The 14,138-nt window shown below is 69.3% G+C and carries 14 protein-coding genes; 4 read left to right on the top strand and 10 right to left on the bottom strand.

The genetic code is table 11. The features are described from left to right. Positions 1 to 11 precede the first annotated feature (11 nt). The 4 genes from proB to rplU all read right to left on the bottom strand — a co-directional run bounded on the left by proB (position 12) and on the right by rplU (position 3,027). Positions 12 to 842 (bottom strand): glutamate 5-kinase, encoded by an 831-nt coding sequence (gene proB, locus ABQ271_RS06295; RefSeq protein ID WP_349310628.1) that lies wholly within the window; start codon positions 840 to 842, stop codon positions 12 to 14. Then, positions 839 to 2,347, bottom strand: coding sequence for a GTPase ObgE (gene obgE, locus ABQ271_RS06290; RefSeq protein WP_349310627.1), 1,509 nt, complete (start codon positions 2,345 to 2,347; stop codon positions 839 to 841). The genes proB and obgE overlap by 4 nt, the downstream gene beginning before the upstream one ends. A 92-nt stretch (positions 2,348 to 2,439) precedes the next feature. Next, the gene (rpmA, locus tag ABQ271_RS06285; RefSeq protein ID WP_349310626.1) at positions 2,440 to 2,697 is read right to left on the bottom strand and encodes a 50S ribosomal protein L27; all 258 of its coding nucleotides are present in this window, start codon (positions 2,695 to 2,697) and stop codon (positions 2,440 to 2,442) included. Between the two features lie 21 nt (positions 2,698 to 2,718). Beyond that, positions 2,719 to 3,027 carry a 50S ribosomal protein L21 gene (rplU, locus tag ABQ271_RS06280; RefSeq protein WP_036308731.1) on the bottom strand — a complete coding sequence of 103 codons (309 nt, stop codon included), beginning with the start codon at positions 3,025 to 3,027 and terminating at the stop codon, positions 2,719 to 2,721. Positions 3,028 to 3,238: 211 nt separating this feature from the next. Here rplU and ABQ271_RS06275 point away from each other — a divergent pair, with 211 nt between their 5' ends. Further along, a complete protein-coding gene (locus ABQ271_RS06275; RefSeq protein ID WP_349310625.1) occupies positions 3,239 to 3,511 on the top strand; it encodes a DUF4031 domain-containing protein in 273 nt (90 codons plus the stop codon). 9 nt (positions 3,512 to 3,520) lie between these two features. Here ABQ271_RS06275 and ABQ271_RS06270 read toward each other — a convergent pair whose 3' ends face one another. Next, a complete protein-coding gene (locus ABQ271_RS06270; RefSeq protein WP_349310624.1) occupies positions 3,521 to 5,821 on the bottom strand; it encodes an Rne/Rng family ribonuclease in 2,301 nt (766 codons plus the stop codon). 300 nt (positions 5,822 to 6,121) lie between these two features. Here ABQ271_RS06270 and ABQ271_RS06265 point away from each other — a divergent pair, with 300 nt between their 5' ends. After that, positions 6,122 to 6,727 (top strand): vitamin K epoxide reductase family protein, encoded by a 606-nt coding sequence (locus ABQ271_RS06265; protein ID WP_349310623.1) that lies wholly within the window; start codon positions 6,122 to 6,124, stop codon positions 6,725 to 6,727. 51 nt (positions 6,728 to 6,778) lie between these two features. Here ABQ271_RS06265 and ndk read toward each other — a convergent pair whose 3' ends face one another. From ndk to ileS, 4 genes are read right to left on the bottom strand one after another with little or no spacing between them, the layout of a single operon-like run. Continuing rightward, on the bottom strand, positions 6,779 to 7,195 hold the full coding sequence (ndk, locus tag ABQ271_RS06260; RefSeq protein ID WP_349310622.1) for a nucleoside-diphosphate kinase: 417 nt from the start codon (positions 7,193 to 7,195) through the stop codon (positions 6,779 to 6,781). A gap of 1 nt (position 7,196) precedes the next feature. Then, on the bottom strand, positions 7,197 to 7,595 hold the full coding sequence (locus ABQ271_RS06255; protein ID WP_349310621.1) for a DUF4233 domain-containing protein: 399 nt from the start codon (positions 7,593 to 7,595) through the stop codon (positions 7,197 to 7,199). Beyond that, the gene (locus ABQ271_RS06250) at positions 7,592 to 8,944 is read right to left on the bottom strand and encodes a folylpolyglutamate synthase/dihydrofolate synthase family protein (RefSeq protein WP_349310620.1); all 1,353 of its coding nucleotides are present in this window, start codon (positions 8,942 to 8,944) and stop codon (positions 7,592 to 7,594) included. The genes ABQ271_RS06255 and ABQ271_RS06250 overlap by 4 nt, the downstream gene beginning before the upstream one ends. After that, entirely contained in the window at positions 8,941 to 12,318 is a 3,378-nt protein-coding gene (gene ileS, locus ABQ271_RS06245; protein ID WP_349310619.1) for an isoleucine--tRNA ligase, read from the bottom strand. Before ileS ends, ABQ271_RS06250 begins: the two co-directional genes overlap by 4 nt. Before the next feature lie 220 nt (positions 12,319 to 12,538). Here ileS and ABQ271_RS06240 point away from each other — a divergent pair, with 220 nt between their 5' ends. Both ABQ271_RS06240 and ABQ271_RS06235 read left to right on the top strand, forming a co-directional pair. Next, positions 12,539 to 13,201 (top strand): hypothetical protein, encoded by a 663-nt coding sequence (locus ABQ271_RS06240; protein WP_349310618.1) that lies wholly within the window; start codon positions 12,539 to 12,541, stop codon positions 13,199 to 13,201. Then, on the top strand, positions 13,198 to 13,710 hold the full coding sequence (locus ABQ271_RS06235; protein ID WP_349310617.1) for a GNAT family N-acetyltransferase: 513 nt from the start codon (positions 13,198 to 13,200) through the stop codon (positions 13,708 to 13,710). Before ABQ271_RS06240 ends, ABQ271_RS06235 begins: the two co-directional genes overlap by 4 nt. On the opposite strand, the gene ABQ271_RS06230 is transcribed toward ABQ271_RS06235, so the two are convergent. Then, a complete protein-coding gene (locus ABQ271_RS06230; RefSeq protein ID WP_349310616.1) occupies positions 13,707 to 14,120 on the bottom strand; it encodes an OsmC family protein in 414 nt (137 codons plus the stop codon). The genes ABQ271_RS06235 and ABQ271_RS06230 overlap by 4 nt on opposite strands. Positions 14,121 to 14,138: the final 18 nt, after the last annotated feature.

Here is a 14,138-nt window from a genome sequence, read left to right as displayed (position 1 = left end):
TCTGACCCCGCTCAGGGACCGTCGACGCGCACCGACGCCGTCGTCACCGGAGCAACCGGCTGGGGGTTCGGCGAGAACCACGTTCCCACCTGCTCGCCGCGAAGGGCGGCGTGGACGAGGTCGGCACTCGTGACGAGCACGGCGATCCCCGCGGATGACGCGAGTCGCGCGGCCGACGCTTTCGTCGCCGCTCCCCCGGTGCCGACGCTGTTCACCACGACGGATCCGAACTGATACCCGGAGAGGTCATCGCCGAACGCGACGTCGATGATCGGGGTGGCACCCGGCTCGTCCGGCGGACGCGTGTACAGGGTCTCGATGTCGCTCAGCAGCACGAGCGCATCGGCTCCCACCAGCTGGGCGACGAGTGCGGCCAGCCGATCGTTGTCGCCGAAGCGGATCTCGTGGGTCGCGACCGTGTCGTTCTCGTTGACGATCGGAAGGATGCGGAGGCCGAGAAGCCGTTCCATCGCGCGGCGGGCATTGGAGCGATGCGTGGGGTTCTCGAGGTCGCCCGCGGTCAGGAGCACCTGACCGGCGACGATGTCGAACGGCCGGAGCGCCTCTTGATAGCGGTAGACGAGCATGTTCTGCCCGACGGCGGCGGCCGCCTGCTGCGTTGCGAGGTCGCTCGGACGAGCGTCGAGGAGGAGGAACGGCATCCCCGTGGCGATGGCTCCGGAGGAGACCAGCACGACCTCTGTGCCGCGCGCGTGCGCCTCGGCGAGAGCATCGACGATCGGTGCGATCTTCTCGGCGTTCTCACCACTGATCGAGGAAGAACCGACCTTCACGACCACACGGCGTGCGCCGGCGAGCCCGGCACGGTCCTGCAGGGTCACGAGGCGTCCTCGTCCTCCCCGCGCGTGGCGGCGATGCGCTCGGACTCGAGCTCGGCGCGCGCTTCGGCCTTCGCGTCCATGCGCTCGTGATAGCGGTCACGGCGCTGCGAGGTGGTGCGACGCGGGTTGAGGTCGAGGCGAGGGTCGGTGCCACGGGGAGCGGTCATCAGCTCGGCAGCGGAGCCGAGCGAGGGGTGCCAGTCGAAGACGATGCCGTCACCGGGGCCGATGACCACCGTCGAGCCCGCTTCGGCGCCGGCCTTCAGGAGACCGTCTTCGACGCCCAGTTTCTCGAGGCGGTCGGCCAGGAAGCCGACGGCCTCCTCATTCTGGAAGTCGGTCTGCTGGACCCAGCGCACCGGCTTGTCGCCCAGGATGCGGTAGATGTTGCCGTACGTGCCACCCTCGACGCGGATCTCGAAGTCCTTCTTCGACCCCTTCGGGCGGATGACGACGCGCTCGGGGGCGGGAGCGGCGGCCAGCGCAGCGCGGTGTTCCTCGACGACCTCGCCGAGGGCGAAGGTCAGCTGACGGAGGCCATCACGGCTGACCGTGGAGATGTCGAACACGCGGAAGCCGCGGGCTTCCAGCTCGGGCCGCACAAGGTCGGCCAGGTCCTTCGCCTCGGGGACATCGAGCTTGTTCAGCGCGATGAGCTGCGGGCGTTCCAGCAGCGGGATCTGCCCCTCGGGAACCGGGTACGCCGCGAGCTCGGCGAGGATGACGTCGAGGTCGCTGATCGGGTCGCGGTCAGGCTCCAGCGTCGCGCAGTCGAGCACGTGCACGAGTGCGGTGCAACGCTCGACGTGGCGGAGGAACTCCAGGCCGAGACCCTTACCCTCGCTCGCACCCTCGATCAGTCCGGGGACGTCGGCGACGGTGTAGCGAGCATCGCCCGCCTGGACGACGCCGAGGTTCGGGTGGAGCGTCGTGAAGGGGTAGTCGGCGATCTTGGGGCGAGCCGCAGAGATCGCGGCGATCAGGCTCGACTTGCCCGCGGACGGGAACCCGACGAGCGCGATGTCGGCGACGGTCTTCAGCTCGAGGTGGACATCGCCCTCCCACCCGGGGGTGCCGAGGAGCGCGAAGCCGGGCGCCTTGCGCTTCGGGTTCGCGAGCGATGCGTTGCCGAGACCGCCCTGACCACCGGGAGCGACGACGAAGCGGATGCCGGGCGTCGCCATGTCGACGAGGGTCTCGCCGTTCTCGTCCTTGACCACCGTGCCCACGGGCACCGCGAGTTCGAGGTCTTCGCCGGCGGCACCGGAGCGGTGGTCGCCCATGCCGAACCCGCCGTTGCCGGCGGAGCGGTGCGGTGCGTGGTGGTACGACAGGAGCGTCGTGACCTGCGGGTCGGCGACGAGGGTGATGTCGCCGCCGTTCCCACCATTGCCGCCGTCAGGACCGGCGAGGGGCTTGAACTTCTCGCGCTTCACGGACACGCAGCCGTTGCCGCCCTTGCCTGCGCTCAAATGCAGCGTCACGCGATCGACGAACGTCACCATGCGGTGTCTCCTGACGGGGAAGCCGACGGGGGTCGGCGGGGAAAAAACGAGGGGCGGGCCGCAGCCCGCCCCTCGTCAAGGAATGTGTGTGGTCACTCAGCGACCGACACGATGTTGACGACCTTGCGGCCGCCCTTCGTGCCGAACTCGACCGCGCCGGCGGCCAGAGCGAACAGCGTGTCGTCGCCACCGCGACCGACATCGGCGCCGGGGTGGAAGTGGGTGCCACGCTGGCGGACGATGATCTCGCCGGCGAGGACCTTCTGACCACCGAAGCGCTTCACGCCGAGGCGCTGGGCGTTGGAGTCACGACCGTTACGGGTGGAGCTTGCGCCCTTTTTATGTGCCATCTCTCGTGTCCTCTCGGCTGCTTACTTGATGCCGGTGATCTTGACGCGCGTGAGGTCCTGGCGGTGGCCCTGGCGCTTCTTGTAGCCGGTCTTGTTCTTGAACTTCTGGATGATGATCTTCGGACCACGCTCTTCGCCGACAACCTCGGCGGTGACCTTGACCTTGGCGAGCTTGTCGGCGTCGGTCGTCACGGCGTCGCCGTCGACGAAGAGGACAGCGGGAAGCTCGATCTTGTCGCCGACCTTGGCCGACTGACGGTCGAGGACGACGATGGTGCCGACCTGAACCTTCTCCTGACGGCCACCGGCGCGCACAACTGCGTAAACCACTTCACACCTTGTTTCTTCTGTGGAGCGCACGGCTCCGATTGTCTGATGAGACTGGAAGTCTTGGTGCGGAAGCCAGGCTCTGTATCGCAACTGCCTGCGACACGTGACGCACCAAGGGACCAGAATACCCGATCCCTGCAGTGAGGGCAAAAGCACCCCCCGGCGCGTCGCCGCCGATCCCGCCGCACGGCGTCCCGCTTATGATCGGCGGATGGCCATCCTCGTCGACACCGCGATGTGGCCGGCTCATGGCAGGTTGTGGGCTCATCTCGTCTCGGACAGCGATCTCGACGAGTTGCACGCCTTCGCGGCGGCCCACGGCATCCCCCCGCGAGCGTTCGACCGCGACCATTACGACGTTCCGGACGACGCGATCGAGCGGCTCGTGGCGGGCGGCGCAGAGCAGGTCGGTGCGCACGAACTCGTCCGCCGGCTGATCGCGTCCGGACTGCGCGTCACCACCCGCGAGCGACGCGGGCGGTGACGCGCTGAATCAGTCTTCCGGCGTGGTCTGAACCGGCGTGCCGGTGAGGGCAGCCGTCGAGACGCGGCGACGCGCGCGGCCCTGGCCCGGGGCCTTGGGCTCGGGAAGCGCCTCGAGGACGGAGTCGAGTAGCCGATCGGCGTCGCTCTTGGGCGGTTCCGCCTTCTTGCGACGCGCGCGCTTCGGGCGTTCGGACCGCTCTGCAGCGGGCTCCTCGGCGACGACGGCAGCGGGCTCCTCGTGGGGCTGGATGGTGGATGCGGCGATCTGCGCGAGCGCGGACTTCACACCCTCGGTGATCACGTGGGTGCCACCCGGCGCAGGCGCAGCCGCACCGCCGCCCTGGTTCTGCGACGCACCGCCGCCCTGACGGGGACGACGGTTGCCGCCAGCCGGGTTGCCGTTGCCGTTGCCGTTCTGCGAGCGATGCTTGACGACCGGATCGTGGTGGACGATGACGCCGCGGCCGGCGCACACCTCGCACGCTTCGCTGAACGTCTCGAGCAGACCCAGCCCGATCTTCTTGCGGGTCATCTGCACGAGGCCGAGCGAGGTGACCTCGGCGACCTGGTGCTTCGTCCGGTCGCGGCTCAGGCACTCGACGAGGCGGCGGAGCACGAGGTCGCGGTTGGACTCGAGCACCATGTCGATGAAGTCGACGACGATGATGCCGCCGATGTCGCGAAGGCGCAGCTGGCGGACGATCTCCTCCGCGGCCTCGAGGTTGTTCTTCGTGACCGTCTCTTCGAGGTTTCCGCCGGTGCCGACGAACTTGCCGGTGTTGACGTCGACGACCGTCATCGCCTCGGTGCGGTCGATGACGAGCGAACCACCGGAGGGCAGCCAGACCTTGCGATCCAGCGCCTTCTCGATCTGCTCGGTGACGCGGAAGACGTCGAACGGGTCCTGCTCGCCTTCGTACTTCTCGATGCGCTCGAGGAGGTCGGGGGCCACTCCCGTGAGGTATGACGTGATCGTCTCGTAGGCGTCGTCACCCTGGATGAGCATCTTCCGGAAGTCCTCGTTGAAGACATCGCGGACGATCTTCACCAGGAGGTCGGGCTCCGAGTGCAGGAGCGCCGGGGCCTGCCCTGTCTGCGCCTGCGTGCTGATGTGATCCCACTGCGAGGTGAGCCGCTGCACATCGCGCGTGAGCTGCTCCTCCGTCGCACCTTCCGCCGCCGTCCGGACGATGACGCCCGACGACTCCGGCAGGACCTCCTTGAGGATCTTCTTGAGACGGGCGCGCTCGGTGTCGGGGAGCTTGCGCGAGATGCCGTTCATCGAACCCGCCGGCACGTACACGAGGTACCGACCGGGGAGCGAGATCTGACTCGTCAGGCGCGCACCCTTGTGTCCGACGGGGTCCTTCGTGACCTGCACGAGGACGCGGTCACCGGACTTGAGCGCGAGTTCGATGCGGCGGGGCTGGTTGCCGGTCTCGACGGCATCCCAATCCACCTCGCCGGAGTAGAGCACGGCGTTGCGGCCCCGACCGATGTCGACGAACGCCGCCTCCATGCTCGGGAGGACGTTCTGCACCCGCCCGAGATACACGTTGCCGATGAGCGAGGCATCCTGGTTTCGCGCGACGTAGTGCTCGACGAGGACGTTGTCTTCGAGGACGCCGATCTGGATGCGGCCGCCACGAGTGCGGACGATCATGTCGCGATCGACGGACTCACGGCGGGCGAGGAACTCGGCCTCGGTGACCACCGGGCGGCGACGACCGGCCTCGCGACCGTCTCGGCGGCGCTGCTTCTTGGCCTCGAGACGCGTCGATCCCTTGATCCGCTGCGGCTCGGTGATGACCTCGACCGCGCGTCGGCGGGGAGCGGGCTCCTCCTGCTGCTCGGGAGCGTTGCCGCCCCGGCGGCGGTTGCGGCGACGTGAGCTGCCGACCGACTCGGACGAGGACTCGCCGCGGTCGTCTCGGTCGTACCGGTCGTCACGCTCGTCGCGCGGCAAGGCAGGAAGCGGCGGGACCTCGGGAGCGTAGAAGTACAGGGCCGTCGAGACGGAGGAGACGAACTGCTCGGGGAGAAGGCCCAGGCTCACCGCCGTCGGGATCGCCGGCTCAGCGTGTGCTTCCGGCTCGGCGTGCGCTTCCGGCTCGGCGGGCGTCTCCGGTTCGGCAGCCTGTTCAGCCGCGGCGGGCGTCTCCGGCTGGACGGATTCCTCAGGCGCCGCGGCCTGGTCGGACGCGGCGGCCTGCTCGGTCTCGGCCCGCTCAGGCTCTGCGGCGGGGACGACCGTCAGTTCGCCGTCGACCGCTTCGGATGCTGCTGTGTCGTTCGTGTCATCTGCCATCTCTGGCCTACTCCTAGCCGACGGCCCCGCGTGCCGTCCGGCGAAAATCGGGCGGCTACGCTCCGGTGTCGGGGGTGCCGCGAACTCATTCGGTCTGCAGCGGATCCCCGCACACTCGGCGGGGTGATGCTGCGCGGGCGTTGATCGCCCGAAGTCTTCTGGTGACATCTTGGCGGCGCGGCCGCGGGGACGTCGACCCCCATTATCCCACTTTCGACGGGGGAACCGTGACCGACGCACTCCGATATGCACGGCCGGCGCCTCAGGAGAGGGATCAGCGGCGGTGCGATAATCGCCCGCATGACCACGCGGACCCGCTCCCCCCGCCCGACCCTCTTCGCGATCTGGCTGATCTTCGCCGGTGTCGTGGGGTGGTTCGCGGCTTTCGAACTGACCACGGAGCGCTTCCGCCTGCTCGAGAACCCGGGCGCGTCGGCATCGTGCGACATCAGCCTGCTCGTCCAGTGCGGCAAGAACCTGGAGTCCGCGCAGGGTTCCGTGTTCGGCTTTCCGAACCCGATCCTCGGCCTGACGGGCTGGATGGCGCCGATCGTCGTCGGGGCGGCACTTCTCGCCGGCGCCCGCTTCGCGCGCTGGTTCTGGCTGCTGTTCGGGCTCGGTGTGACCGCTGCCTTCGCGTTCGTCCTGTGGCTCATCACCCAGAGCGTCTTCGTGCTCGCGACGCTCTGCCCGTGGTGCATGGTGACGTGGTCGGTCACGATCCCCACGTTCTTCGCGGTCGCCGTCCACCTCGTCCGAGAAGGCGCGATACCGGCATCCGCCGCTGTCCGCCGCAAGGCCGACGCCCTCATGGCGTGGACGCCTCTCATGGCGATCGTCGCCTTCGCCGTGGTCGGCGTGATCGCGCAGGTGCGACTGGACTGGATCTCGGAGTTCACCCGCTGAGACGACGATGCGCCCGCCCCGAAACCGGGACGGGCGCATGCAGGGCTCTGATCAGTCGAACCAGATCGCGAGCTCGCGGTTCGCGGATTCGACGCTGTCGCTGCCGTGCACGAGGTTCTGCTGCACGGCGAGGCCCCAGTCGCGGCCGAAGTCGCCACGGATGGTGCCGGGAGCGGCCGTCGTCGGGTCGGTCGTGCCCGCGAGCGAGCGGAATCCCTCGATGACGCGGTTGCCGGCGAGGCGGATGGCCACGGCCGGCCCCGACATCATGAACTCCAGGAGCGGCTCGTAGAAGGGCTTGCCCTCGTGCTCGGCGTAGTGCTGCTCGAGGCGCTCGCGGTCGGGCTCCACGAGGCGGATGTCGACGAGCGAGTACCCCTTCGCTTCGATGCGCGCCAGGATCGCACCGGTGAGCCCGCGCGCGACACCGTCGGGCTTCACGAGGACGAGTGTCTGTTCGGTGGCCATGTCAGTCTCCGTTCTTCTCCGCCTCGGCGGCGAGTGTGGCGTTGCGCTCGTCGAGCGCGCCGCCCTTGATGGTGCCATACACGTACAACGCGCCGAAAACGGCCGCCGCGATGAGGAGCGCCGGCACGAGGAACGCACCGAGCGCGATGAGCACTTGCAGTGCTCCGCCCGCGATGACACCCCAGCGGTACCGGGTGAACGCGCTGAGAACGATCATCAGGATGCCGAGGACGACACCGCCGACGATGCCCCACCACGGCTCGATCCCCGCCGGCAGTGCCTTCAATCCGTAGACCGAGAGGCCCGCGAGGAACGCGACGATCGACTCGAAGCCGAGGATCACCGAGAGGAGCGACTCCTGAGCACCGCGCTGACGGCGGACGCGCGGCTTCCGACTCATGAGCGGTACCCCGACTTCCAGTCCTCCGCCTCGGCGAGGACGACGGCCTCGCCGGCCAGGACGACGCTACCCGCGATGACGACCGCGCGGCGATCGGACTCCGCGGCCCAGGCGCGCGCAGCCTCGGCGGCCTCAGCGAGGTCGCGGTGCACGGTGACGGGCGTCTCGGTCTGCTCGACGAGGTCGGCGACGGCATCCGGCTCTTCAGCCCGGTCGGACTCGGGCGCCGTCGCGAACACGTGCGCGACCGCCGGGGCGAGGGTCCCGACGATTCCGGCCACGTCCTTGTCGGCGAAGGCCCCGAGCACGAGACCCCACTCGTCGAAGTCGAACGAGTCGCCGAGCGCAGACACCAGCGCGCGGGCGCCGTGCGGGTTGTGCGCGCTGTCGACGATCACCGTCGGGGCGATGCCGACGAGCTGGAGCCGCCCCGGGGACGTCACGTTGCCGAGGCCGTCGGCGAGGACGTCCGCCGCGATCGGCTGCGTGCCGCCGCCGATCAGCGATTCGACCGCGGTGATCGCCAGCGCCGCGTTGTGCCCCTGGTGCGCGCCGTAGAGCGGCAGGTAGAGCTCCTCGTAGGTCGCCGCCAGACCGCGCAGGGTGAACAGTTGACCACCCACGGCGAGCTTCTGGTCAAGCAAGCCGAACTGCTCCCCCTCCACCGCGAGCGAAGCGCCCTTAGCGCGAGCCGCCGAGGCGAGCACGCTCGCCGCAGCGGGCGTCTGCGCGGCGGAGACGGCGGCAGCGCCCTGCTTGATGATCCCGGCCTTGACGGTCGCGATCTCTCCGATGGTGTCGCCGAGCTTGTCGGCGTGGTCGATGTCGATCGGCGCGAACACGGCGACGTCGCCGTCGGCGGTGTTCGTGGCATCCCACGATCCCCCCATGCCGACTTCGATCACCGCGACGTCGACCGGAGCGTCGGCGAACGAAACGAACGCGAGCACCGTGAGCAGCTCGAAGAACGTGAGCGGCGGCTCATCCTTCTGCTCGAGCTCGTCGTCGACGAGCGCGACGATGGGGGCGATCTCATCCCAGGCGTCGGCGATCGCGGCGTCGGCGATCGGCTCGCCGTCGACCATGATCCGCTCGGTGAAGCGCTGCAGGTGCGGGCTCGTGAACAGTCCGGTCCGGAGCCCGTGTGCTCGGACGATCGACTCGGCGATCCGGCTCGTCGAGGTCTTCCCGTTCGTGCCCGTCACATGGATGACGCGGTACGTCCGCTGCGGGTCGCCGAGGAGCTCGAGGGCGCGCCGCGTGCGCTCGACGCGCGGCTCGACCCAGCGCTCCCCCTGGCGTTCCAGGAGCGCCGCGTAGACGGCATCCGCTCGTGTCCTGTCGCTCATGAGGTCGCTCCGATCCGGCGGACGCCGATCGTGAAGTCGCCGGCGTTCGCATACGTGCCGGCGGGGACGGATGCTGTGTGCTCGGGGCTCGAGCGGAGCGCCTCGCCCCGGAGGGTGGCGCCGTCCGCGGTGGCGACGAGGTCGGCCACCGCGAGGGTCTCCCCCGCGACATCGGCAACGTCGAACGCGCCTGCGACCGCCTCGGCGTCGGCGCTGTGGTCGAAGGTGAGCTGCAGCGCGATGCGGTCGCTCACCTCGAACCCGGCGGCCTTGCGGGCATCCTGCACGGCGCGGATGACGTCGCGCGCCAGACCCTCGGCCTCGAGCTCGGGCGTCGTGGTCGTGTCGAGCAGGACGAACCCGGCACGCGGGAGAAGCGCGATCGCCGTGCCCTCCGCGACACCACCGGCCTCGAGCGTGAGGTCGTACTCCCCGGGCTCCAGCGCGATGCCGTCGACGACGACCACGCCGTCCTCCTCGGTCCAGAGGCCGGCCTTGGCACCCTTGATGACGTGCTGCACCTGCTTGCCGAGGCGCGGGCCAGCGGCACGCGCGTTGACCGCGAGGCGCTGGCTGATGCCGTACTGCTCGGCGAGGCCCTCGGTCAGCTCGATGACCTCGACCGCCTTCACATTCAGCTCCTCGCGGACGATGTCCTCGAACTGCGCGAGAGCGTCGGCTCCGGCGACGGCGACGGTCAGCGACGCGAGCGGCAGGCGAACGCGCTTGCCTTCCTTCTTGCGGAGGGCGTTCGCGACCGACGAGACCTCACGGACGGTGTCCATGGCCTCGCGGATGTCGGATGCGGGCGCGAACTCGTCGGCGTCGGGCCAGTCCGCCAGGTGCACGCTGCGTCCGCCGGTCAGGCCCTGCCACACGCGCTCGGAGACGAGCGGGATGAGCGGTGCCGCGACGCGGGTGAGCGTCTCGAGCACCGTGTAGAGGGTGTCGAACGCCTCGGTCGTGGTGGGGTCGGCGGCATCCACCCCCACCCAGAACCGGTCGCGCGAACGCCGGATGTACCAGTTCGTGAGCGCCTCGGCGAAGTCGCGGAGCTTGGCCGCAGCCATCGTCGAGTCGAGCGCCTCGAGGTCGGTGGCCACGTCGCGGACGAGGTCGCCGAGCAGGGCGAGGATGTGGCGGTCGAGGACGTTCGTCGAGTCCGTCCGACGCGCCGCCTCGTACCCGGTGCCGTCTTGTCCCCCCGCAGCGTTGGCGTACGTCGAGAAGAAGTACCACGCGTTCCACAGCGGCAAGAGGAACTCGCGGACACCCGAACGGATGCCCTCCTCGGTCACGACGAGGTTGCCGCCGCGGAGGACGGACGAGCTCATCAGGAACCAGCGCATCGCGTCGGAGCCGTCGCGATCGAAGACCTCGCTGACGTCCGGGTAGTTGCGGAGCGACTTCGACATCTTCTGCCCGTCGCTGCCGAGGACGATGCCATGGCAGGCGACGCCGGCGAACGCGGGTCGGTCGAACAGCGCACCCGACAGCACGTGCATGACGTAGAACCAGCCGCGCGTCTGCCCGATGTACTCGACGATGAAGTCGGCCGGCGCATGCTCGTCGAACCAGTCGCGGTTCTCGAACGGGTAGTGCACCTGGGCGTACGGCATCGATCCGGAGTCGAACCAGACGTCGAAGACGTCCTCGATGCGGCGCATCGTTGAGTTGCCGGTCGGGTCGTCGGGGTTCGGTCGGGTGAGCTCATCGATGAACGGACGGTGCAGGTCGACTTCGCCCTCGTCGTTCACGGGCAGCCGTCCGAAGTCGCGCTCGAGGTCGGCGAGCGAGCCGTAGACGTCGACCCGCGGGTACTCGGGGTCGTCGCTCTTCCAGACCGGGATCGGTGATCCCCAGAAGCGGTTGCGGCTGATCGACCAGTCGCGCGCACCCTCGAGCCACTTGCCGAACTGGCCGTGCTTGACGTTCTCGGGCGCCCAGGTGATCTGGTCGTTGAGCTCGACGAGGCGGTCCTTAATCGAGGTCACCCGGACGAACCAGCTCGAGACGGCCTTGTAGATGAGAGGGTTCCGGCAGCGCCAGCAGTGCGGGTACGAGTGCTCATAGCTCGCTTCGCGGAGCAGTCTGCCCTCACCCTTCAACAGGCGGATGAGCGGACGGTTGGCGTCCATCCAGAGCTCGCCGGCGACGTCGGTCACCGGCGACAGGAAGCGACCCCCGTCGTCGAGGCTCATGATGAGCGGGATGCCGGCCGCCGCCGTCACGCGCTGGTCGTCCTCACCGTAGGCCGGGGCCTGATGGACGATGCCGGTACCGTCGGTCGTCGTGACGTAGTCGTCGACGAGGATGCGCCACGCGTTCTGCGTGCCCCAGGTCTCCTCATCGGCGTAGTAGTCGAAGAGGCGGTCGTAGGAGACGTCGGCGAGGTCCGCACCGCGGACGGTCTGGTCGACGGCCTCGCGGGCCTCCTCAGCCGACGCGTATCCGAGGTCCTTCGCGTAGTTCGCCAAGAGCTCCGCGGCCAGCAGGTAGCGGTGGGACTCGCCCTCGAGCGCGTCCTCGTGGACGTCGGCGGCACCGGCCGGACCGCCGGGCAGGACGACGTACTCGATGTCGGGGCCGACGGCGAGCGCGAGGTTGGTCGGGAGGGTCCACGGGGTGGTCGTCCAGGCGAGCGCCCTGACGGCGGTCAGGCCGAGTGCTTCCGCCTTCGCCCCGACGAGCGGGAACGTGACCGTCACGGAGGGGTCCTGACGCATCTTGTAGACGTCATCGTCCATCCGCAGCTCATGGTTGGAGAGCGGGGTCTCGTCGCGCCAGCAGTAGGGCAGCACGCGGTGACCCTCGTACGCGAGGTCCTTCTCGTAGAGCTCCTTGAACGCCCAGAGGACGGACTCCATGTACCCGGTGTCGAGCGTCTTGTAGCCGCGCTCGAAGTCGACCCAGCGCGCCTGGCGGGTGACGTAGCTCTCCCACTCCTGCGTGTACTCCAGGACGGACGATCGCGCCTTCGCGTTGAAGGCTGCGATCCCCATGTCCTCGATCTCGCTCTTCTCGGTGATGCCGAGTTGCTTCATCGCCTCGAGCTCTGCGGGGAGCCCGTGGGTGTCCCAGCCGAAGACCCGGTCGACCTTCTTGCCGCGCATGGTCTGGAAACGCGGGAAGAGGTCCTTCGCGTACCCGGTGAGCAGGTGGCCGTAGTGCGGCAAACCGTTGGCGAACGGCGGGCCATCGTAGAAGACCCACTCGTCGGCGCCGTCGCGCTGGGCGATCGAGGCGCGGAACGTGTCGTCGTGTTCCCAGAAGGCGAGGACGTCGCGCTCGACGTCGGGGAACCGCGGGCTCGGGACGACCGGGGTGGTCGCGTCGGCGGCGGGGCCGAAGGCGGAAGGTCGGGGGTAGGTCATGTCGCTCCTGCAGGTCTGGTCCTGCGAGGACGATCCGAGGACCGCGGTACCACCCCGCTTGGCGCGACCCGGATCCGGGTGCACCCACTCACCTGCGGCGATGACGGGCCTGCCCCGCTCGGTTCTACTGGGCGGCGGACCGCTGTTCTTCCGAGAGCTCCCCGGTGATGGCCGGATCGGTGCTGATGCGTCGATCATACCGTCGGCATAGCCTGGCGTAATGGCCCGCACCCGTATCCGTCCCGAGCCGCCCCGCATCCCGGATCCGGATCTCCCGGACCACTTCACTCCGGCGACCCTGACCCGCTCCGGCGAGGTGTCGGAGGCGCGGATCACCCTCGACCCCGGGAACACGGATGCCGCCTTCGCCCGAATGAGCGAGTGCGTCGTCAAGGCGGCATCCGTTCAGACCCTGGATGTGACCGGATCGATCCTGTCGGACGTCGTGATCGACACCCTGTCGGCTGCGGAGGTCCTCGCGCGGGATGCCGCGTGGCGAACGGTCGTCGTCCGGGGCGGCCGCATCGGCACCCTGGACCTCTCGCGAGCCCGGTGCGACGGGCTCATCCTCGACGGCGTGCGCATCGACTACCTCTCGGCGGGCGGCGCGACGCTCCGCGACGTCGACGTGACCGGATGCCGCATCGGCACCCTCGACCTCCCCGGCGCCCGCGTCGAGCGGCTGCGTGTCGACAGTTCGACGGTCGACGAGATGGACGTCCGGGAGTGGCAGGCGAGCGACGTCGATCTGCGAGGCGCCGAGGTGCTCTCGTTCACGGACATACGGATGCTGCGCGGCGTCACTCTGACGGCCGACCAGGCGACGACGCACGCGCTCGCGCTGGCGGCATCCCTCGGGCTCGATGTGAGGACGGACTCGTGACGCTGCGGACGGCCCGGCTGGTCCTCCGCGACATGGGCGAGGAGGACCTGCCGGCGCTCCGCACGATCCTCACCGACCCGGCCGCGATGACCGCCTACGAGGGAGCATTCACCGACGCGGAGTGCCGGGCGTGGCTCGAGCGCAACCTCCAGCGCTATGCGGACGACGGGTTCGGACTCTGGGCCGTCGAACTCGCCGACGCGCCGGGCGAGATGATCGGGCAGTGCGGCATCACGCGGCAGCGCATCGACGACGACGACGTCCTCGAGGTCGGGTATCTCTTCCAGCGCGCGCATTGGCACCGGGGGTATGCGACCGAGGCCGCCGCGGCGTCCCGCGACTGGGCGTTCCGGAAGCTGGACGCCCCGACCGTCTGGGCGAAGGTCCGCGACACGAACGTCGCGTCGATGAACGTCGCCATCCGCCTCGGGATGACGATCCGTCGCCGCTTCGTCACGCACTACCGCGGCGTGGACATGCCGCACTTCGGGTTCGCCGTCGACCGCTAGGAAGCCCACTCCTCCGCACGGATGCCGACGGTCGCTGCTCCCTGCAACAGGCGCGAGATCGGGCACCGGTCGTGCGCAGCCGCGACGAGCTCGTCCGTCTCGGCGAGCGTGCGGCCCTCTGCGGAGACGAAAGCGGTGACGTGGAACTCGTACCCGCCGCGCTCGACGGAGTCGTGGAGTTCGACCTCGACGCGGACCCGCGTGCGGTGCGCGCCCGCCACGATCGCCTGCAGGGTCGCGTCGAGGCAGGTGGCCCAGGCCAGGGCGAGAAGCTGTTCCGGATTGCTGCGCGAGAGGTCGGCGTCGGGGCTGAGCGGGTTCGAGACGGCGACCTCGAGGCCTCCGACGACCCGGGAAACGCCGGTTCCGCCGTCGTCGTTGATTGCTGCGGTCCGATACCTGGTGCTCATGGCAGAACTATAGTTGGA

This window comes from Microbacterium sp. MM2322 (genome assembly GCF_964186585.1).
In the GTDB taxonomy this organism is placed as follows: domain Bacteria; phylum Actinomycetota; class Actinomycetes; order Actinomycetales; family Microbacteriaceae; genus Microbacterium.
Note: the sequence above shows the minus strand (reverse complement) of the source record. Positions and strands in the feature narration are given on the sequence as shown.

Bases quoted from the DNA above. Each gene is read 5' to 3' on its own strand.
- obgE (WP_349310627.1), bottom strand. From the start codon at position 2,347: ATGGTGACGTTCGTCGATCGCGTGACGCTGCATTTGAGCGCAGGCAAG.
- rpmA (WP_349310626.1), bottom strand. From the start codon at position 2,697: ATGGCACATAAAAAGGGCGCAAGCTCCACCCGTAACGGTCGTGACTCC.
- ABQ271_RS06275 (WP_349310625.1), top strand. From the start codon at position 3,239: ATGGCCATCCTCGTCGACACCGCGATGTGGCCGGCTCATGGCAGGTTG.
- ABQ271_RS06270 (WP_349310624.1), bottom strand. From the start codon at position 5,821: ATGGCAGATGACACGAACGACACAGCAGCATCCGAAGCGGTCGACGGC.
- ABQ271_RS06265 (WP_349310623.1), top strand. From the start codon at position 6,122: ATGACCACGCGGACCCGCTCCCCCCGCCCGACCCTCTTCGCGATCTGG.
- ndk (WP_349310622.1), bottom strand. From the start codon at position 7,195: ATGGCCACCGAACAGACACTCGTCCTCGTGAAGCCCGACGGTGTCGCG.
- ABQ271_RS06255 (WP_349310621.1), bottom strand. From the start codon at position 7,595: ATGAGTCGGAAGCCGCGCGTCCGCCGTCAGCGCGGTGCTCAGGAGTCG.
- ABQ271_RS06250 (WP_349310620.1), bottom strand. From the start codon at position 8,944: ATGAGCGACAGGACACGAGCGGATGCCGTCTACGCGGCGCTCCTGGAA.
- ileS (WP_349310619.1), bottom strand. From the start codon at position 12,318: ATGACCTACCCCCGACCTTCCGCCTTCGGCCCCGCCGCCGACGCGACC.
- ABQ271_RS06240 (WP_349310618.1), top strand. From the start codon at position 12,539: ATGGCCCGCACCCGTATCCGTCCCGAGCCGCCCCGCATCCCGGATCCG.
- ABQ271_RS06230 (WP_349310616.1), bottom strand. From the start codon at position 14,120: ATGAGCACCAGGTATCGGACCGCAGCAATCAACGACGACGGCGGAACC.